Consider the following 18,963-nt stretch of genomic DNA (forward strand, 5'->3'; position numbering starts at 1 on the left):
AACCATGACATCAAAAAAGACAGCACAAATCGCTGTCTTTTTCATTTTTTAATTCGTATTCTGTCCTCCGCCATTCAATCCTTCTTTCACATAGCCTTTGACTTGGCTTGAGGTTAATAGACCGATATGTCCAACGCCGTGGATGAGGACGTTTCTCGCGCCAATTAAACGTGAGAGGCTGTTGACGACAATGAGATCGGCTGAACTATAGACAGATGTGTAAAGAATTTTTTGATTTGGATCGGTGCCTGGTAATGCTCTGAGTGATACGAGTCCATTCGCTCCACCAAGTGTGACGACGTTTTCAATTTTATCTCCGCCGTCTAGGTTTTTAATATAGTATAACGTGTTCGCACCACCCATACTATGAGCCACAATATCTACTTTTTTGGCGCCCGTTTTGGCTAGTACATCTTTCACGAATCTAGAGAGCCTCGGGCCATTGTTCAGGTTATTGCCTGTTTTGTCTATGAAATCGATTGCAAAAAGTTGGTTTTGATCCCAGCCCTGTGATACTAAGTATCGTTTGATCGAAGCAAAGTTATAAGACGCACCGCCCATACCATGCACCATCACAACCGGATTATGCGCAGCCGCTTTGACTTCTTTCGGCTGGATGAAGGCCATTGAACCTAGCACTAAGGCAAGGGCAACAAGAATTTGCAAACTCTTTTTCTTAAATCGAATCACTTTCATTCCCCCTTATTCATCTTATTCGACTCTATTTTATACAAGAAAAATATGTCAGAAAAGTGAACAAGGTAATGTTTTATGAGATGATTTTACAGCACAATACCTAATGAAAAAGCACCATGGTCTTTTTGAAACTAAAACAAAAAGACTACGAGCCACTCTATCTTTCATATATAATGTGAATAGACAAAAGGAGGTTCTACTAGATGCTATTTACTCAAACACCTGCACCACCTTACTATGCAGTGATTTTCACATCAAAACGAACGAATGTTGAGCAGAAAGAATACGCTGCTGCTGCTCAAAAAATGGAACAATTAGCGAAAGAACTAGACGGGTTTCTTGGAATAGAAAGTGCACGAGATGAGCATGGTGTTGGGATCACTGTATCGTATTGGGATTCATTAGCAGCAATTAAAGAATGGAAAGCACATACAGCACATCAGCGTGTTCAAAAAAAAGGAAAAAAAGATTGGTATGAATCCTATACAACCCGAATTTGTAAGGTAGAACATGCTTATACAAACGAAGATTCACTTCTTGAATAAGAAACAGACAAATGAGAGAAAACCGCTCTGTAAAAGCTTAATTCCTACTTCTGAATAAAAAAGAAAAGCACCTCAATGTATATGAACATTTGAGGTGCTTTTCATGATACTTACTGTTTCATAAGGATTTATTTATACGTTACAAGGAAGTATTTCTTTTTCCCTCTTCTTAAGACTGTAAATTGGTTTTCAATTCGGTCTTCAGCTGAAAGGACATAGTCTTTGTCGGTTTGTCTCTCTCCGTTGATGTAGATGGCACCGTTTGTGATATCTTCACGTGCTTGACGTTTTGATGGAGACAGTTTTGATTCGACAAGAACATCAACAAGTGTTAATTCTTCTGCACTGTCTTTCTCCATTGATGGCACATCTTTAAAGCCTACTTTCACTTCTTCTGCTGTAAGAGATTTGATCTCGCCTTTAAATAGCGCATTTGAGATGTTGACAGCCTGTTCTAGTGATTCACGGCCATGCACAAGTGTTGTGACTTCTTCTGCCAAACGGCGCTGTGCTTCACGCTTTTCAGGGGCTGTTTGCACTTTTTCTTCGTACGATGCGATCTCTTCTTTTGATAGGAACGTAAAGTATTTTAAGTATTTCACGACATCACGGTCATCTGTGTTAATCCAGAATTGGTAGAATTCATATGGTGATGTTTTTTCTTTATCTAACCAGATGGCACCACCTTCTGTTTTCCCAAACTTCGTGCCGTCTGCTTTTGTGACAAGCGGCATTGTGAGACCGAATGCTTTAGCCCCTTCTGCTTCAGACTTACGGATTAACTCAAGCCCAGATGTGATATTTCCCCACTGGTCACTTCCGCCGATTTGCAGCTTACAATTTTCATTTCTGTAAAGGTTCAAGAAGTCTAACGATTGTAGAATCACGTAGCTGAATTCTGTGTACGAAATCCCTGTTTCAATACGGGAGCTGACGATATCTTTTGCGAGCATGAAGTTGACACCGAAGTTCTTTCCAATATCACGAAGGAACGTGATGACATTCATTTGACTGATCCAGTCATAGTTATTCACGATGACAGCTGGGTTGTCACCTGCTTCAAAATCAAGGAATTGAGAGAGCTGGCCTTTGATTTTCTCTGACCACTGTTCGACGATTTCTGCTGGGTTTAGTGAACGTTCTGCTTTTTTGAAACTTGGGTCACCAATCAGTCCAGTTGCGCCGCCAACAAGTGCAATCGGATGATGACCTGCTTCTTGGAATCTGCGCAATGTTAAAATTGGCAGTAAGTGACCAATGTGCAAGCTGTCAGCTGTTGGATCAAAGCCGGAGTATAGCTTGATTTTTTCTTCTGCTAATAATTTTGTTAAACCTTCTTCATCTGTTTGTTGCTGAATTAATCCTCTGAACGATAATTCTTCCATCAATTGACTCATATCCAAATCTCCTTTTTTTACAATTCAACATAAAAAACGCCCCTTCGAATGAACGAAGGGACGATATATATCGCGGTACCACCCTGCTTAAAAGACAAAACAACACGTCTTTTCACTTACACTGATAACGGACAGATCCGTTCTTTCACTAATCAGATAGCATATGCTCCTTTTCGTAAAAGCGGTTCGTGAGGGTAATTCGAATATCTCTTTGTACTGACTCGCACCAGCCGTCAGCTCTCTTGGACAGGGAAAGATGATTCTACTGAATCTCAGTCAAAACCTTTTCATATTCAACTAAAGTCATTTTTAACATACTTTTGATATCAAGTCAACTGACGGAAGTGATTAATCTTCCATTGTCGAGAGATCGCCAGCAGGTAAATTCAGTTCCCACGCTTTTAGCACACGTCTCATAATTTTACCGCTGCGTGTTTTTGGCAATTTGTCTTTAAACTCAATTTCTCTCGGTGCTGCATGTGCAGCGAGCCCTTTTTTCACGAACGTACGAATTTCTTCTTTCAGGTCATCAGACGGTTCGTATCCGCTTCTAAGCGCTATAAATGCTTTAATAATTTCACCGCGCACAGGATCTGGTTTTCCGATGACACCAGCCTCTGCAATGGCCGGATGTTCCACCAGTTTACTTTCTACCTCAAATGGACCGACCCGCTCTCCTGACGTCATGATGACATCGTCGACACGTCCCTGGAACCAGAAGTATCCGTCTTCATCCATATAAGCAGAATCTCCTGAAACATACCAATCTCCCGGCATAAAGTAAGATTCATATTTTTCAGGATTGTTCCAGATCGTATGCATCATAGACGGCCAGCCCTTTTTGATGGCAAGGTTCCCCATCCGGTATGGCGGAAGTTCATTTCCGGCATTATCCACAATCGCAGCTTCAACGCCTGGAATTGGTTTCCCCATCGAACCTGGTTTGATATCCATGCATGGATAGTTACAAATCAGCTGTGCACCTGTTTCTGTCATCCACCAAGTATCATGAATTCGTTTACCGAATACAGCGTCTCCCCAGCGGATCACTTCTGGATTAAGTGGCTCTCCTACACTTAACACATGACGGAGTGAGCTGAGATCATATTTTTGAATGAGATCGTCTCCTGCTCCCATCAGCATTCTGAAGGCTGTCGGTGCACTGTACCAAACAGTCACACCTAGCGATTCAATCGTTTCGTACCATGTATCAGGGTTGAACCGGCCGCCTAAAATGACATTCGTCGCTCCATTCAACCACGGAGAAAAAATACCGTACACCGTCCCTGTTACCCAGCCTGGATCAGCTGTACACCAGTAGACATCTTCTTCTTTCAAATCAAGTACCCATTTACCCGTCTGGCCTTGCTGCACCATTGCACCATGAACATGGAGCACACCTTTTGGCGTACCAGTGGACCCTGACGTGTAATGAAGCAGGTATCCATCTTTTTCATCCATCCACTCGATTTCAAGCTCCTTCGCTGCCTGCTCAAATGCTTCTTCAAAGTGAATCGTCCGCACACTACCTGCATCCTCTTTTTCACCACCGACAATGATGACGGATTCAAGCTTTGGAAGTTCTGCAAACGGAATCCGCTCAAGCAGATCAGGCGTTGTCACAATCACTTTTGCCTCACTATTTTCTAAACGATCTTTGACGGCACCTTCCATAAATGCCTCAAATAACGGACCGACGATCGCACCAATTTTGACAGCACCAAGCAGTAGAAAATAGAGCTCAGGTGATCTTGGCATAAAGATAAACACGCGATCCCCTTTTTGCACATGTGCCTGTTCTCTTAATAGATTTCCTGCTTTGTTTGTCTTGATTTTCATATCCCTGAACGTATACTTTTCATCCCGCTGTGAATCTTTGTAGTGAAGCGCCACCTTGTTTTTACGAAACGAGTCCGCATGTCTGTCAATCGCTTCATAAGCTGCATTTACTTTTCCTGTTTCATACCAAGAGAAATTTTTTCTCGCTTCCTCCCATGAAAATTCTTTGTATGCTTGCTCATAATCATTTAAATGATAGTCCCCTTTTACTGATGGTAGCGTTTCCACTTTCATCAAACAGTCCCCCTTTGCATACGTTTACAATGACCATTATAGTATAGATGACTTTTTTTCTCAATTTTTAAAAAACTTCTGATGAAACCGTTTTAATTATTGTCAGATTTAAGATAAAATAGAGACGACTCACTAGAATTTGAGGCGGTGGATACGTGGAGCATCCTAAAACTTATTATTCAAAAACCATTGAGCGAGAAACAGGTTCCATCCTGATTGAAGGACCGGTACCTGCATCAGAGCTTGCGAACTATACGTTTCATGAAGGACTAACGGCATTTCGCACGCCTGAAGAACAGAAACAAGCACTTGTTGAAATAGCAGATCTTCCTGAAGGACGTATTATCATTGCTAGGGTGGATGAGCTTGTCGTAGGCTATGTCACGTATTTGTACCCTGATCCGCTTGAACGCTGGTCAGAAGGCAACATGGACAATTTAATTGAGCTCGGTGCCATTGAAGTCGCTCCTCCATTCAGAGGCTGCTCACTTGGCAAGCATTTACTGGATGTGAGCATGATGGATGAGCAAATGGAGAATTACATTATCATTACAACCGAATATTACTGGCATTGGGATTTAAAAGGGACGAAGAAAAACGTGTGGGAGTACCGCAAAATGATGGAGAAAATGATGAACGCCGGTGGTCTGGTCTGGTTTGCAACAGATGAGCCAGAGATCAGCTCACATCCAGCCAATTGTTTAATGGCACGGATCGGAAAACATGTGAGTCCAGATTCAATCGAGCGTTTTGATCGTCTTCGCTTCCATCAGCGCTTTATGTATTAACGTTCAATTCGTTTTTTTGGCAAAGGGGATTGGTAAACATGATGATTGAACAAATTATGGAGCGTGATGTGATCACGCTGCGAAAAACCGATACGATTGAAGAAGCCATACAAAAAATGAGTGCACATCACATTCGGCATATTCCCATCGTATCTGAGCAGGGATCTGTCATTGGGATGGTGACAGATCGGGATATTAAAAATGCCAGTCCAAGTATTTTTGAAACAGAGAAAAGGCAGCTTTTTATTCAGCGGCCGGTTGAAGACATCATGGTGCTAGAGACGATTACCGCTCATCCGCTTGATTTCGTTGAGGAGATTTCAAGTGTCTTTTTTGAACACGGAATTGGCTGTCTTCCCGTTGTAAGACGCGGCAAGCTTGTAGGGATCATCACAAAAACAGATTTACTTCGTACGTTTGTAAGACTAACAGGTGCAGATCAGCCTGGATCACATTTAGAGGTTGAAGTAGCGCAAGTGACAGAGGGTCTTGCAGACATTACGGCCATTTTAAAAGAGCAGCATATTCAAATGCTGAGTGTACTCGTGTACCCACATGCCAATGAAGCCTCTAAAGTGCTCGTCTTCCGCCTTCAAACGATGCATGCAGATCATGTGATGAAGCTGATTCGTGCAAAAGGCTATAAAGTGCTCTGGCCTATGGAGCAGACGATCAAATGAAGGAAGCGACCTTTGTTTTTTCACCATCTTTTCAAACGTACCAGTTTCACCAAGATCATCCCTTCAATCAGCTTCGCGTCTACTTAACTTATGATCTTCTTCAAAAAATGAAGGCGTTAACGGATGATGAGATTGTCGCACCTCGTATGGCGACGCTGGAGGAGTTAAAGCTTGTCCATACAGCAGACTACATTCAAGCAGTACAGCGGGCAAGTGAAGGAAAACTGTCCACCGCAGAGGGGGAACGTTATGGTCTTGGCACTGAGGACACCCCGATGTTTGCAGGGATGCACGAGGCAGCTTCTCTCCTAGTTGGCGGGACATTAACAGCGGTTGATCAAGTGATGCTTGGACATTCGCAGCATGCGCTCAATCTTGGCGGCGGGCTTCATCATGGATTTAAAGGACGTGCCTCTGGCTTTTGTATTTATAATGACAGCTCTGTGGCCATTCAGTATATTCAAAAGACATATGGCGCTAGAATTTTATATATTGATACAGATGCTCATCATGGCGATGGTGTCCAGTTTAGCTTCTATGATGATCCAGAGGTATGTACTGTTTCTATTCATGAAACAGGGCGCTATTTGTTCCCTGGAACTGGACAAGTACAGGAAAGGGGTCATGATAAAGGCTATGGCTATGCATATAATATCCCGCTTGACGCATTTACAGAAGACGAATCATTTTTAGAAGCCTATCGAACAGCAGTGACAGAGATTGCTGCTTTTTTTAAACCAGATGTCATTTTGACGCAAAATGGAGCAGATGCCCACTATTATGACCCTTTGACGCATTTATCTGCTACCATGAAAATATATGAGGAAATTCCTAGAATTGCCCATGAGCTGGCGCATCAATATTGTGATGGAAAATGGATCGCTGTGGGCGGAGGCGGCTATGATATTTGGCGTGTCGTTCCAAGAGCATGGAGCCGCATTTGGCTTGAGATGAAAGGCATCACACCACCAGATGCACTTCCTCAGGAATGGATTCGGGCATGGGAAAAACAATCGCCTGTTCCGCTTCCATCCACATGGCTAGATCCTGACGATCTATATCCACCGATTCCAAGAAGAGCAGAAATTACAGAAAAAAATGCACAAACGGTAGAAAAAGCACTCATGCCTGTTCGACGAGAAAAGAAAAAGGCATAAAAAAAGCAGGCGTCCACTGATCAAGTGAGCCTGCTTTCTTTTTTATTTCGTCGATTGTCTTTCTTCGATTCTATGTGGCAATTCAACAATTTGATCTTCTACTTGTTCTTTGTTCATGAGCTTTGTCAGCAGTCTCATCGCAACAGCGCCAATATCGTAAGTCGGCTGAACAACTGTTGTCAATTGAGGGCGCACCATGAGGGATAGTCTTGTGTTATCAAAGCCAATCACTTCTAAATCTTCAGGAATTGATACGCCTCTGTCCTGCGCTCCATGAATGACACCTAGCGCCATTTCGTCAGTAGCTGCAATCACAGCCGTCGGCTTGTCAGATTGCTCAAGCAGATTAGCGAGCGCTTCAATACCAGAGTCATATGAGTAGTCTCCTTCAGCAACAAGCGCTTCGTCAAACGCGATACCAGCTTCTTCAAGCGCACGCTTATAACCAGCAAGCTTTCTCATAGAGTTAATTGGTTCTGACATTGGTCCAGATACAAACGCAATTCGTTTATGTCCTTTTTCAACTAATAGCTGAACTGAATCATAAATGGCTTGTTCATAGTTAATGTTGACTGATGGTGTTTGTGCCTGCTCTTCAACAGATGCAGCAAGTACAATTGGTACAGGAGAGCGCTTAAATTCTTCCACATGCACATCTGTAATGTTTCCGCCCATAAAAACGATTCCATCTACTTGTTTGCCAAGCATTGTGTTTAACAAATGAAGTTCTTTATCAGTATTTTGGTCTGAGTTGCTCAAAATAATGTTGTACTTGTACATCGTCGCAATATCTTCAATTCCTCGTGCAAGCTCTGAATAGAAGATACTTGAAATATCAGGGATGATAACCCCAACTGTTGTGGTCTTTTTACTTGCAAGGCCTCGTGCGACTGCGTTCGGACGGTAGCCGAGACGATCAATTGCTTCAAGCACCTTTTTTCTTGTTGTTGGTTTTACGTTTGGATTACCATTAACAACGCGTGATACCGTTGCCATACTTACGTTTGCTTCTCTTGCTACATCATATATTGTAACATTATTCACATAAATCACTCCTTCAAATACACTTCATATCTATAGCATTCACCAATTGGATAGAGACATGTCAGATACGAGGAAAATAATATCCTATTTGTCATTAAAACGATGAAAAGAGACACATAATTTTTCAATCTACATCAAAATGACATTCTTTTATGAAATTATACACGTTTTTTCTTCATATGAAAACGTTCCCTTTCTTTTTATAACTAAATTAAACAAACTTTAATGAGCTTGTTACCTGTAAATTGAATCATATTTCACCAAAAATCGTCGCGAACGTCAGCTATGACAATGATCTTAGCAGATTCTATCGAATTTTAAAAATGAAAACATTGTGAACAAGCATATTTTTAGCTTGCAATGTGCTCTCTTCCTTTCATTGCCAATCTTAATCGTATTTTTTCATGAAAAAACCGCCGGGCTGTCATCCGGCGGCTTTTCTATTTATGATTACGCATGAATGTTGACAAGTGGTCTTAATGCATCTAACCATTTTTCGAATTGTGGAATGTCCATTTGCTGCGCTGAATCAGATAGGGCAACAGATGGATCTGGATGCACTTCTGCCATCACACCGTCTGCTCCAATCGCAAGAGCTGCTTTAGCTGTTGGAAGAAGTAGATCTCTTCGTCCTGTTGAGTGTGTCACGTCAACAAAGACTGGTAAATGTGTCTCTTGTTTCAAGATTGGCACAGCCGAGATATCTAGTGTATTTCTTGTGGCTGTTTCGTATGTGCGGATGCCTCGCTCGCAAAGGATGATTTGGTCATTTCCTTGTGCGATGATGTATTCAGCTGCATTGATGAATTCTGAAATTGTTGCTGCTAGACCGCGTTTTAAAAGAACTGGTTTGTTCACTGATCCAGCTTCTTTTAAAAGCTCGAAGTTCTGCATGTTACGTGCTCCAATTTGGATGACATCGATATGCTCAATCGCTTCTTCAATATGAGCAGGATTCACGATTTCACTAATAACTGCAAGACCGTATTCATCTGCTACACGTTTTAGAATTTTTAGACCGTCTACGCCAAGTCCTTGGAAGTCGTATGGACTTGTGCGAGGCTTAAATGCGCCGCCACGAAGAAGTTTTAGTCCCTGCTGTTTCGCTGCTGCCGCTACTTCTGCAACTTGCTCGTAGCTTTCAACGGCACATGGTCCAACGATGAAACGTTGTTTTCCGTCACCGATCGCTTCTCCATTGATATTTACAATTGTATTTTCAGGTTTTTTCTTACGAGAAACAAGAAGTGCTTTGCTGTGGTCATCTTCTTGAAGCTCTAAACCTGCTTTGAAAATTTCTTTGAAAATATGTTGAATCGTTGAATTTTCAAATGGGCCATCATTTTCTTCAAGAATTTGATTAAGCATTGTGCGCTCTCTGACAGGGTCATAACGGTTGACACCTTGCGCTTCTTTTGCCTTTCCAATTTCTTTTACAATGTTTCCTCTTTCATTGATCAGTTTTAAGATTTGAAGATTTAGTTCATCTGCTTGCTGTCTCAATTGTTCCAATTCATTGTTGCTCATTTTTGTCATCCTTTCCTCTGCCCGCTCTCGCTTTTTATTTTTGATCTCTTATAATAGGGTTTATTATAAACAAAGATTTCGGAATTGTCACGAAAAAATTCTTTATTACCCAAACGCTTTTAAGCGATAAAGTATTATGTGTAAGATTATAGCATACTTTTGATGCAAGTAAACCTTTTTTATAAAAAAAACGTCAGCAATCGCTGACGTTTTTCTACATGTTATGTTCAAGCGCTTCTTTTGTAATGCTTGAGTGAGAAGCATGCCACTTTACTTTGCCACCGCTAAAGATGAGTGCCTGCGGGCTTTCATGCTTGATCCCTGACTTTTCAGTCACATAGGATGAAAGCTCTCTTGTGTTTTGAATTTGCAAGAAATAAGCAGGAACATCCTCATGTTCTGACGCAAACGCTTCAAACTCTTGAAAAGCAGCTTGGCTGATTGGACATGTCAAACTGTGCTTAAAAAAGACAAAGGTTCCGTCTTGATTTGTTAGTTGGTCAAACTGTTCTTCTGTTTCTATGAGTTGTTTAGACATGATGTGCTCCTTCCTAACTTAAGCAGCGAGTTAGCCTTTCGTAGATTGTTCTACTTTTTCTTTGACATCTTTGATGCCGTCTTCAATGTCTGCTTTTGCTTCTTGTGCTCTTACTTTTGCTTCATCTGCTACATCTGAAGCTTCATTTGCAATATTTGCTGCAGCATCTTCTGCTTCGCTTTTTACTTGTTTAGCTTTTCCAGCTGTACGATCTTTTATGTCTTTTACTTTGTCTAAAATCTGGTTTGACTGCTCTGCTACGAGCTGAGACAACTCAGATGTTTTGTCTTTCGCAATCGTCACATATTCAGTGCCTTTTTCCTTTGCATCTGTTGTAAGACGATCTGTTTTTTCTTTTAGGGCATTCGCTTGGGTGTTCAAATCATCGCGAAGCTCTTTCCCTGACTTTGGTGCTAAAAATAATGCCGTTGTTGCACCGATAATGCCACCGATAAGTGTTCCGATCAAAAAGTCTTTGCTATTGATTCCGTCTTTGCTCATGATTATTCCTCCTATGCGAAAATGGTTGTTTATTGTTGTTTACGCTGTTTCCACTTTTTATAGATTTCAAGTGCTGCGTTACTCCAGCTTACCACATCCGTGACTTTCTCTTGATTTCGTTCAACGGATGAAGTAACCGCACCAGCTGCCTGCTTTATGCTTGTATTAAATTGGTTGATCGAGCCACCAATTCCCTGCACCGCATCCACAACTGTGTTAAGTTTTGCCGATTTGTCTTGAATATCTTCAGCAAGCTGATTGGTCTTATGTAGCAACTGTGCTGTCTCTGTGGTGATGCCTTGCATCTGTCCTTCAAGACCTTCTAAAGTTGATGCGACATTCTTTAATGTCAGCTGTAAGGATTTCAATGTTTTGGACAAGTAGATGACAAGAATGAGGAAAGCGATTGCGATGAGTGCAACGCTTAAATAGAGAATAATAATCATCTGATACCTCCTTTGCTGCGGGCATATTCAATTCAATACCCTCTCGTTGTATCATTCAAACATCGCCTAGAATGACCGATTGAATAATAATTCTACACTTATTCGCCAATTCCTGTCCACAGCGAACGAAAAAAAGCGGCACATCTTGTCACATTTAGCCCCTTTGTCACATTTTATTCAAAATAAAAAAGTGCCGATTGAATCGGCACTTTTTGACAGGCAATTATACTGCGACTTTCTCATAAGCACGAAGATACTTTTGAATATCTCCTGCTCCCATAAAGACCAAGATCGCATTTTCATGTGCTTTCAGCACAGATGTCTCTTCTTCTTCAATCAATTGGGCTTGCGGAATTTTTTCCCGCAAATCTTCAATGCTTAGTTTCCCAATGTTTTCACGAGCTGAACCGAAAATATCACAAAGGTACACATAGTCCGCTTTTTTCAGACTGTCTGCAAATTCACTTAAAAATTGCTGTGTACGAGTGAAAGTGTGCGGCTGGAAGACTGCTACAATATCACGGTCTGGATACTTCTGGCGGGCTGCTTCGATCGTGACTTCAATTTCAGTCGGATGGTGCGCATAATCGTCAATTAAGACTTGTTCACCGACTACTTTTTCATTAAAGCGTCGTTTCACACCGCCAAATGTCGTTAAAGCACCTTTGATGAGCTCTACATCAATGGCCTCATAGTGGCATAATGCAATGACCGCTAATGAGTTAAGGACATTGTGGTTTCCGTAAGCAGGAATGTAGAAGGTATCATAAAACGTATTACGTACAAATACATCAAATGTCGTGCCTTCTGTGTTTTTCACAACATTTCGTGCTTGGAAATCATTTTCTTCATTGAATCCGTAGTACACAACAGGTACTTTTGCTTGGATCTTGAGCAGATGCTCGTCATCACCGCAAGCGATGATGGCTTTTTTCACTTGAAGTGCCATGTTTTGAAACGCATCGAACACGTCATCAATATCCGTGAAATAATCAGGGTGATCAAAATCAATATTGGTCATAATCGCATAGTCTGGATGGTAGCTGAGGAAATGCCTGCGGTATTCGCACGCTTCAAATACAAAATACTCGCTGTTTTCTTTCCCCATTCCAGATCCATCACCGATTAAGTAGGAAGTTGGTTTTGCCGCTTGCATCACATGTGCAAGCAGACCTGTTGTCGATGTTTTACCATGAGCACCAGTAATTGCAACGTTTGTGAATGAATCCATGTATTCTCCAAGAAATTTATGATAACGAATAACAGGAATCCCTTCAGAAAGAGCACGCTCAATCTCAGGGTGTGTATCTGGGAATGCATTTCCTGCAATCACCGTCATCCCTGGCTGAATATTATCTGGGTCAAATGGAAGAATTTTAATATTTCGTTCTTCTAATGCTTTTTGTGTAAAGATATGTTTTTCGATATCCGATCCTTGGACAGTATACCCAGTATCATGAAGAATTTGGGCCAGTGGACTCATACCTGTCCCTTTTATTCCAACAAAATGATAAACAGTCATAATTGTACCTCCAACAAACGTCTATCTGACTTACAGTATATGACGCTCATTTCAATTTGCAACTTGTGATTTTTGTCTCTAGCTGATCACAAATCGCAGCTCCAAATAAAGATTTTTTTCCGATCTTCCTATTCTAATCAATATTAACTATGATTAGTATCCGACAACTTTCCCATTTCTAACACCTGCTTTCGCTCATTTTCATTAAAAAGCGTTCAGACAGGCATGCGAAAAGCGTCCAATTCAAAAATTGCACCTATGTGCTATCATACCATGTTTATCAAAAAAATGAAGTGGTTTGTTTAGATCAATTGTTCTAAGTCACTCAGTGTCATGAGGACCTCTCTTGGCTTACTACCTTTTGCCCCAGAGATCATTCCTTCACGTTCCATCATATCAATCAATCTCGCTGCTCGATTGTAGCCAATTCTAAATCTTCTTTGCAAACTGGATGTACTTGCACTATTTTGCTCGATGGCGAACCTGCATGCGTCCATAAACAATTCATCTTCGTCTGTAATAGCAGAGCCTTGGAGCATCAATTCTTCCTGTTCAAAAAGGAACACAGGTTTGCGCTGTTTTCTCACATGCGCTACCACTTCATCAATCTCTCGATCTGATACAAAGTTCCCTTGTAGTCTTGTCGGTTTGCCAGAGCCATTTTCTAAGAACAGCATGTCTCCTTTTCCGAGAAGCTTTTCAGCACCTGCCATATCAATGATGGTTCTTGAATCCACTTGGCTTGAAACAGAGAAAGCAATTCTTGTTGGGATGTTTGCTTTAATGAGGCCTGTAATGACATCAACAGAAGGTCTTTGCGTCGCAATGAGTAAGTGAATCCCGCATGCTCTTGCTTTTTGGGCAATTCGGCAAATGCTTTCTTCGACTTCATTTGGTGCGACCATCATTAAATCAGCCAGCTCATCAATGACAACGACGAGATATGGCAGTTTTTCACCCATTTGTTTTTCTTTCACCAGTTCGTTAAATCGTTTGATTTCTCTCACACCAGAGTGTGCAAACAGTTCGTAGCGTCTTTCCATTTCATCTACTACCCATTTCAAGGCGGCTGTCGCTGTCTTGGCATCGGTAATGACTGGGCTCACAAGATGCGGAATGTGATTATACGGTGCCAGTTCGACCATTTTAGGGTCGATTAACAGCATTTTCACTTCATCAGGTGAGGCTTTAAACATCAGGCTCACGAGAATGGTATTAATACAGACACTTTTCCCTGAACCTGTTGCTCCGGCAATTAAGCCGTGCGGCATTTTTTGCAAATCAACCACAACGGGCTGACCGGAAATATCCAATCCGAGTGCCGCCGTTAATGGAGATGGGTTGTCTCTAAAAGCACTGCTTCTGATCATTTCTCTTAAGAAAACCATTTTGCTGTGAAGGTTCGGCACTTCGATTCCAATCGTGTTCTTCCCAGGAATCGGCGCTTCGATGCGAATATCTTTTGCAGACAAACTGAGTTTGATATCATCTGACAGGTTTGTAATTTTGTTCACTTTCACGCCTGGTTCAGGATGCACTTCAAATCTTGTAACAGAAGGACCTTGTGTCACATGAACAACACTTGCTCTGACATTGAAATTTTTCAGTGTGGCATTGAGCAGTTCTGCCCGTTCTTTCACCCATGTTCCGTCCTCTTCTTTTTGTGCTGGCGGAACGTCTAGAAGAGCTAAACTCGGAAATACATATCCTTGTGCATCTGCCGTTTTCTTCTGTCCTTGCACGCGCTGATCACTTTTTAACATCATGACGTTAAAAGGAACGGTGGAGGTTTGACCGCTTGAGCGCTTTGGCTGTGGAGAAGACGGTTTTGGTTCTTCACGTTTTATTTCAGGCGTTTCTTCAGGTGTTTCCTCAAGCTCTTCTGCCATATCCCCGGCGATCTCTGCTTGTCCAGAGTCAGCAAATTCATCTGATGCTTCTTCAACTGGCATGACTTCATCATCTGTTAATTTTTCTTCCGGCAGGGAATCATCATCTTGCGAATCTTGTATGATCACCGGTTCTTCTTGTTCAAATGCTACCGCTGACACGTCTACTTGACTTTCTTCTATCCGTGCAGCCTCTGCTCTTTCCTCCATAGCCTCTATGTTCTTCTCTTCCAGCATCGCAGTTTCTTCTACTGGGCTTTCTATCTCCATGTCGAGTGCTGGTGATGGGCTTTCAGCTGTTTCAAATGTAAAGCTCTCTTTTTTCTGAGCATCATCTTCAAGCGGAATCATCGGCTCTTCTTGTTCAATGGTGACTGTCTGTTCTTGCTCCATCTCTAGAGGCTCGTTAGATGCTTCAGCTTGCTCCATATGTAAGAATGCTTCCCGATCGTCTTTGGTCTGTGACAAAGCTTGATCTTGATCCTCTGTCTCACTGAAAGGCTCGTCATATAAACGTTCCATCGTTGATTGAACGTGATCTTGATAAGCGAGTTCCTCTTGCAAAGTAAGCGGGGTCGTGACAGGTTGCTTCTCTACTTGTTCTGCTGTTTGGGCTGACATCATGTCTTCCATACGTTGTTCTTTTCGTATAGACGGGATGTTCATTTGCTGTCTTACATTCCGTTCACGCTCTGCTTCTTCTGATAACAGTGTGACACGCTGTGACGTTTCTTCTGCCGATTTCATTTTGACAGAAGATGTGTCTTCTTTGGCTGCTGCATGTTTTGGACGCATATCCTGGTGGTAGCCATAGATGGGTGAAGGGATTTGCTCTGGTTTAAAAGGCTTTTTATTGAGATCAGGCTGCACCGTTTGTTTTGGCTGATAGGTCGTCTGCTTTGCCTTTGGCTGACTTGGCCGCGTGCGCCTTCTTTCTTGCTGCTTTGCTGCCTCACGTGCAGGTTCATCTGGAACGAGAGGAAAGCGGAAATTGCCTTTTGGATATTCATAATACACTTTCGTATCTTCAACTTTTTTATATTCTTTATGCTGTTCAACAGCTGGCTGCTTTGGTGCAATCGGACCTGTTTCAGGCCTCTCAGCTTTTTCTTCTTTTTTTTCTTCTCCTAAAAATACACTAAAAAATTTATCTAACCAACTCATCATTTATCACTCACTTTAACTCCCCTTACGTTTTCTTGGGCGATTTTTAGTATACCATTGCTTTTTCATGCAGAAAAGCGAGAAAAGTGCTACACTTTGCTGTTCATGCTGTCTGTAGATGAAAAAAAGTCACTAAGTACGTACTTAGTGACTTTTGGTATAACACATTCTTCGCTCATTTGTACCCGTTTATGGGAGGTTACGCTTCAAATGGTTCGCCAGCTTGGTGGCTTCCTTCTAGAACAAGGATTCCTTTTTCAGCAGGCGCATTCGGAAGATCTAATTCTTTTGCAGAACAAATCATTCCGCTTGAAGGAACACCTCTTAGTTCAGCATCTTTGATCACCAAACCGCTCGGCATCACAGCACCGACCTTTGCAACCACAACATATTGACCTTGATCAACGTTTGGTGCACCGCACACGATTTGTAAGGTTTCATCGCCAACATCTACTTGGCAAATGTTCAGTTTATCTGCATTCGGATGTTTTTCTTTTTCCTTCACATAACCGACCACAAACTTAGGAGATAGATCAACTGTTAATGTTTCACTGACACCGTTGCGGTTCAAAATTTCATTGATATCTTGAACAAGCGTTTCAGAAAGCGGTACAGATCCGTTTTCTTCAATTTTCATGTAAGTAGATGCATTGAAAATATTAAAACCTGTTGTTTCTTTTGTGTCTTGATTGAAGATTCTTACGACATCTCCAAACGTTTCATGACCTACTTCTTCTCTTGTTACATCTTTCAATGAAATAAGGAGTGTGTCGCCGACACCTTCTGCATTATAAAAAACGTTCATTCTTCAAAATTCCCTTCTACTGCTGTTTTGGTCTACTTTTTGCAAGAATAAAGATCGGTTCAAGCTTGCCTTCGTCATATAAAAATGACAAGGCCGTAATCGGAACCGTGCCGCTGGCGAAGAAGCTCATCGACATTTGCCCTAAAATATCATAGCCTGATTCATTGCGTACATCTGCAATGATGAACACATCTTGATGGGGAACGGAAATAGCCATTTGTCCCTCTACTTTTTGCGCGTATTCTTGTAAAATCGATTCATTTAATATTCTGCTTGCATCGTACCCGTCGTTTGCACGGAAGAAATAAAAACGGTTGCCCGCCACTTCATCCATCTTCACGACAGTCTTTAGTGAACGGACGTTAAAACTTGCGGTTTCTCTGATTCGTTCTTTTGTCCAGTTTTCCTTTTGCAGCATCTTCTCGTCAATTAATCTGTAGGTGCTTCCAAGGTCAAGTGCATAGTAGATTCTTGTCTCTGCTGTATGCTCATCAAAAACGAGCGGAATCTCATCACTCGATGTTTCTGGAAAGGACGTTGAACGAATGACCGGATAAATGTGCTTCTCTTTACCTGAGATGTGCTGCGCTTCACCTTTCATAACGCTGAGCGCTTCTTTCACATAATAAACGATCTCATCCAGTGTTTCATCAGGCTTTACTTCCCACTTTGCAATAATCGGCGGGAGCTCAAGCGTGATACCCTTTCCTGTATGTTTATCTTCTACACGAAGCGTATCTTTTTCCCTGTCAAACTGGTGGGTCCAGCTGTCGTTCGTCAGACGGCTTTTCAATTGATTGGCAAGCTGTCTTGATGTCATTTTCGCCATAATAAGACTCTCCTTTCGTTATTTAGAAAGAGAATCTGTTAAAAATGCTTCAATCTCTTCCTTTGTCTTACGATCTTTGCTGACAAAACGGTTGATCTCTTGTCCGTTTTTAAAGACTAAAAAGCTTGGAATTCCGTAAATTTCCCACTCTGCACAAGTGTCGATGAACTGATCTCTATCCACATAGAAGTATTCAAATTCTGGATAGTTTGCTTCAAGCTCTGGCAAAAACGGCTCAATAAATGTGCAGTCCGGGCACCAGTCAGCTGAAAATAGTAATACTGTTAAGTCTTCTTGAATCACTTTTTGTAATTCTTCGTTTGATTCAATTTTTTTCATGTTTGATTCCTCCAGTTTGTATACTTAAATCTCCGAATTGTATATAGCCTTTCTTTCTCATCCATTCTGATACTACCAAACTAATCACTGCCGGGCCAACGATATGCAAGAGAGCAATAGCGAGGAAAACGGAAGGATGAAATCCCATGACTGTGAGAGTCATGAGCTGGCCGACAAGTCCGCTCGTTCCCATACCCGCTCCTGCCGCATTATTGACCATCCCAAAGCCAATGATACCAATTGGCGCAAGAATCAGTCCTGCAATCGTCGGCGGAATGAGAATGAGTGGATTTTTCACAATGTTCGGCAGCTGTAGTTTTGATGTTCCAATGCCTACCGCAGCAAGACCGCCAAAACGATTTTCTCTAAATCCTGCAGCAGCAAAGCCGACCATCTGCGCACAGCAGCCAATCGTTGCCGCACCAGCAGCAAGACCGCTTAAATCAAGCATCAGCGCAAGCGCAGCGCTTGAAATCGGTGAGCTAAGAGAAAGTCCAACAATGGTTGCAACCAGCATGCCCATGATGAGTGGACTTTGATCAGTCCCCCATACGATCAGCCTGCCGAGCCCTGTCATCACCGCCTGAATCCCAGGGCCGATGAAAGCAGCAGTGAGAAAACCTGTGATAATGGTCACAAGCGGCGTTAAAATAATATCAATTCTTGTCTCACCACTGATCAGTTTGCCTAATTCCACACCAATGAGAGCAGCCACGAAGCTTCCAGCAGGTCCCCCAAGCTCTGCTCCAGCGGCACCTGACACAACACTTGCGAAAATAATTAAAGGAGAAGCGTTTAAGCGATAAGCAACCGCTACGCCAATTGCTGGTCCCATCAGCCCCATAGCGAGCGTTCCCATTTCCACGATGAGAGGAAATGATAACAGGCCGCCTGCTGTTTTTAAAATCAGCCCTACCACTAATGTAGCAAATAGACCTAAAGCCATATAAGAGAGTGCATCAATAAAATACACCTTTGGCGAAAGGGAAATACCCTTTCTTTTTAAATAAGTCATCAACGTCG

The 18,963-nt window shown here is 42.0% G+C and carries 18 protein-coding genes and 1 other annotated feature; of the genes, 4 read left to right on the top strand and 14 right to left on the bottom strand.

The annotated features are described in order from the left end of the window. Nucleotides 1–48: 48 nt before the first annotated feature. Entirely contained in the window at nucleotides 49–627 is a 579-nt protein-coding gene (locus KVT11_RS14235) for an esterase/lipase family protein (protein WP_370648336.1), read from the bottom strand. A 272-nt stretch (nucleotides 628–899) separates the two neighbouring features. Here KVT11_RS14235 and KVT11_RS14240 point away from each other — a divergent pair, with 272 nt between their 5' ends. Further along, a complete protein-coding gene (locus tag KVT11_RS14240; protein WP_007501790.1) occupies nucleotides 900–1,241 on the top strand; it encodes an antibiotic biosynthesis monooxygenase family protein in 342 nt (113 codons plus the stop codon). A gap of 128 nt (nucleotides 1,242–1,369) precedes the next feature. On the opposite strand, the gene tyrS is transcribed toward KVT11_RS14240, so the two are convergent. Further along, on the bottom strand, nucleotides 1,370–2,638 hold the full coding sequence (gene tyrS, locus KVT11_RS14245) for a tyrosine--tRNA ligase (RefSeq protein WP_017358309.1): 1,269 nt from the start codon (nucleotides 2,636–2,638) through the stop codon (nucleotides 1,370–1,372). A gap of 53 nt (nucleotides 2,639–2,691) precedes the next feature. Next, nucleotides 2,692–2,927, bottom strand: a binding site (T-box leader). A gap of 59 nt (nucleotides 2,928–2,986) precedes the next feature. Next, on the bottom strand, nucleotides 2,987–4,711 hold the full coding sequence (gene acsA / locus KVT11_RS14250) for an acetate--CoA ligase (RefSeq protein WP_017358310.1): 1,725 nt from the start codon (nucleotides 4,709–4,711) through the stop codon (nucleotides 2,987–2,989). A 155-nt stretch (nucleotides 4,712–4,866) separates the two neighbouring features. On the opposite strand from acsA, the gene KVT11_RS14255 reads away from it, so the two are divergent. Genes KVT11_RS14255 through KVT11_RS14265 form a run of 3 tightly spaced genes read left to right on the top strand, consistent with a single transcriptional unit; the run spans nucleotide 4,867 to nucleotide 7,336 of the window. Then, nucleotides 4,867–5,499 (top strand): GNAT family N-acetyltransferase, encoded by a 633-nt coding sequence (locus KVT11_RS14255; protein ID WP_159159892.1) that lies wholly within the window; start codon nucleotides 4,867–4,869, stop codon nucleotides 5,497–5,499. A 38-nt stretch (nucleotides 5,500–5,537) separates the two neighbouring features. Continuing rightward, the gene (locus KVT11_RS14260) at nucleotides 5,538–6,179 is read left to right on the top strand and encodes a CBS and ACT domain-containing protein (protein ID WP_041092583.1); all 642 of its coding nucleotides are present in this window, start codon (nucleotides 5,538–5,540) and stop codon (nucleotides 6,177–6,179) included. Continuing rightward, a complete protein-coding gene (locus KVT11_RS14265; protein ID WP_024718705.1) occupies nucleotides 6,176–7,336 on the top strand; it encodes an acetoin utilization protein AcuC in 1,161 nt (386 codons plus the stop codon). Before KVT11_RS14260 ends, KVT11_RS14265 begins: the two co-directional genes overlap by 4 nt. 42 nt (nucleotides 7,337–7,378) lie before the next feature. On the opposite strand, the gene ccpA is transcribed toward KVT11_RS14265, so the two are convergent. The 11 genes from ccpA to KVT11_RS14320 form a co-directional block, all read right to left on the bottom strand. Beyond that, complete coding sequence (ccpA, locus tag KVT11_RS14270) at nucleotides 7,379–8,380, bottom strand: catabolite control protein A (protein WP_008343056.1); 1,002 nt, start codon at nucleotides 8,378–8,380, stop codon at nucleotides 7,379–7,381. Nucleotides 8,381–8,830: 450 nt separating this feature from the next. Then, nucleotides 8,831–9,907: a bifunctional 3-deoxy-7-phosphoheptulonate synthase/chorismate mutase gene (locus KVT11_RS14275; protein ID WP_017358315.1), complete on the bottom strand. Its 1,077-nt coding sequence runs from the start codon at nucleotides 9,905–9,907 to the stop codon at nucleotides 8,831–8,833. Between the two features lie 214 nt (nucleotides 9,908–10,121). Continuing rightward, the gene (gene ytxJ, locus KVT11_RS14280) at nucleotides 10,122–10,445 is read right to left on the bottom strand and encodes a bacillithiol system redox-active protein YtxJ (protein ID WP_007501805.1); all 324 of its coding nucleotides are present in this window, start codon (nucleotides 10,443–10,445) and stop codon (nucleotides 10,122–10,124) included. A 30-nt stretch (nucleotides 10,446–10,475) separates the two neighbouring features. Beyond that, nucleotides 10,476–10,946, bottom strand: coding sequence for a YtxH domain-containing protein (locus KVT11_RS14285; RefSeq protein WP_007501807.1), 471 nt, complete (start codon nucleotides 10,944–10,946; stop codon nucleotides 10,476–10,478). A 29-nt stretch (nucleotides 10,947–10,975) separates the two neighbouring features. Then, nucleotides 10,976–11,392, bottom strand: coding sequence for a DUF948 domain-containing protein (locus KVT11_RS14290; protein ID WP_008343048.1), 417 nt, complete (start codon nucleotides 11,390–11,392; stop codon nucleotides 10,976–10,978). Nucleotides 11,393–11,615: 223 nt separating this feature from the next. Continuing rightward, nucleotides 11,616–12,914, bottom strand: coding sequence for a UDP-N-acetylmuramate--L-alanine ligase (murC, locus tag KVT11_RS14295; RefSeq protein ID WP_008343047.1), 1,299 nt, complete (start codon nucleotides 12,912–12,914; stop codon nucleotides 11,616–11,618). Nucleotides 12,915–13,216: 302 nt separating this feature from the next. After that, a complete protein-coding gene (locus KVT11_RS14300) occupies nucleotides 13,217–15,970 on the bottom strand; it encodes a DNA translocase FtsK (protein WP_282598420.1) in 2,754 nt (917 codons plus the stop codon). 196 nt (nucleotides 15,971–16,166) lie between these two features. After that, nucleotides 16,167–16,772, bottom strand: coding sequence for a YtpR family tRNA-binding protein (gene ytpR, locus KVT11_RS14305; RefSeq protein ID WP_035702057.1), 606 nt, complete (start codon nucleotides 16,770–16,772; stop codon nucleotides 16,167–16,169). Nucleotides 16,773–16,788: 16 nt separating this feature from the next. Further along, the gene (locus KVT11_RS14310) at nucleotides 16,789–17,601 is read right to left on the bottom strand and encodes a DUF1444 domain-containing protein (RefSeq protein ID WP_217609016.1); all 813 of its coding nucleotides are present in this window, start codon (nucleotides 17,599–17,601) and stop codon (nucleotides 16,789–16,791) included. An 18-nt stretch (nucleotides 17,602–17,619) separates the two neighbouring features. Further along, nucleotides 17,620–17,940, bottom strand: a complete 321-nt coding sequence (locus KVT11_RS14315) for a thioredoxin family protein (protein WP_003217665.1) — start codon at nucleotides 17,938–17,940, stop codon at nucleotides 17,620–17,622. Continuing rightward, complete coding sequence (locus KVT11_RS14320) at nucleotides 17,927–18,955, bottom strand: PTS sugar transporter subunit IIC (RefSeq protein ID WP_017367866.1); 1,029 nt, start codon at nucleotides 18,953–18,955, stop codon at nucleotides 17,927–17,929. Before KVT11_RS14320 ends, KVT11_RS14315 begins: the two co-directional genes overlap by 14 nt. Nucleotides 18,956–18,963 lie beyond the last annotated feature (8 nt).

Source organism: Bacillus sp. GbtcB10, assembly GCF_019091365.1.
Lineage (GTDB): Bacteria > Bacillota > Bacilli > Bacillales > Bacillaceae > Bacillus > Bacillus altitudinis.

Coding starts and splice junctions, on each gene's coding strand:
- KVT11_RS14235 (WP_370648336.1), bottom strand. CDS start 627: ATGGCCTTCATCCAGCCGAAAGAAGTCAAAGCGGCTGCGCATAATCCG.
- KVT11_RS14240 (WP_007501790.1), top strand. CDS start 900: ATGCTATTTACTCAAACACCTGCACCACCTTACTATGCAGTGATTTTC.
- tyrS (WP_017358309.1), bottom strand. CDS start 2,638: ATGAGTCAATTGATGGAAGAATTATCGTTCAGAGGATTAATTCAGCAA.
- acsA (WP_017358310.1), bottom strand. CDS start 4,711: ATGAAAGTGGAAACGCTACCATCAGTAAAAGGGGACTATCATTTAAAT.
- KVT11_RS14260 (WP_041092583.1), top strand. CDS start 5,538: ATGATGATTGAACAAATTATGGAGCGTGATGTGATCACGCTGCGAAAA.
- KVT11_RS14265 (WP_024718705.1), top strand. CDS start 6,176: ATGAAGGAAGCGACCTTTGTTTTTTCACCATCTTTTCAAACGTACCAG.
- KVT11_RS14275 (WP_017358315.1), bottom strand. CDS start 9,907: ATGAGCAACAATGAATTGGAACAATTGAGACAGCAAGCAGATGAACTA.
- ytxJ (WP_007501805.1), bottom strand. CDS start 10,445: ATGTCTAAACAACTCATAGAAACAGAAGAACAGTTTGACCAACTAACA.
- KVT11_RS14285 (WP_007501807.1), bottom strand. CDS start 10,946: ATGAGCAAAGACGGAATCAATAGCAAAGACTTTTTGATCGGAACACTT.
- KVT11_RS14290 (WP_008343048.1), bottom strand. CDS start 11,392: ATGATTATTATTCTCTATTTAAGCGTTGCACTCATCGCAATCGCTTTC.
- murC (WP_008343047.1), bottom strand. CDS start 12,914: ATGACTGTTTATCATTTTGTTGGAATAAAAGGGACAGGTATGAGTCCA.
- KVT11_RS14300 (WP_282598420.1), bottom strand. CDS start 15,970: ATGATGAGTTGGTTAGATAAATTTTTTAGTGTATTTTTAGGAGAAGAA.
- ytpR (WP_035702057.1), bottom strand. CDS start 16,772: ATGAACGTTTTTTATAATGCAGAAGGTGTCGGCGACACACTCCTTATT.
- KVT11_RS14310 (WP_217609016.1), bottom strand. CDS start 17,601: ATGGCGAAAATGACATCAAGACAGCTTGCCAATCAATTGAAAAGCCGT.
- KVT11_RS14315 (WP_003217665.1), bottom strand. CDS start 17,940: ATGAAAAAAATTGAATCAAACGAAGAATTACAAAAAGTGATTCAAGAA.
- KVT11_RS14320 (WP_017367866.1), bottom strand. CDS start 18,955: ATGACTTATTTAAAAAGAAAGGGTATTTCCCTTTCGCCAAAGGTGTAT.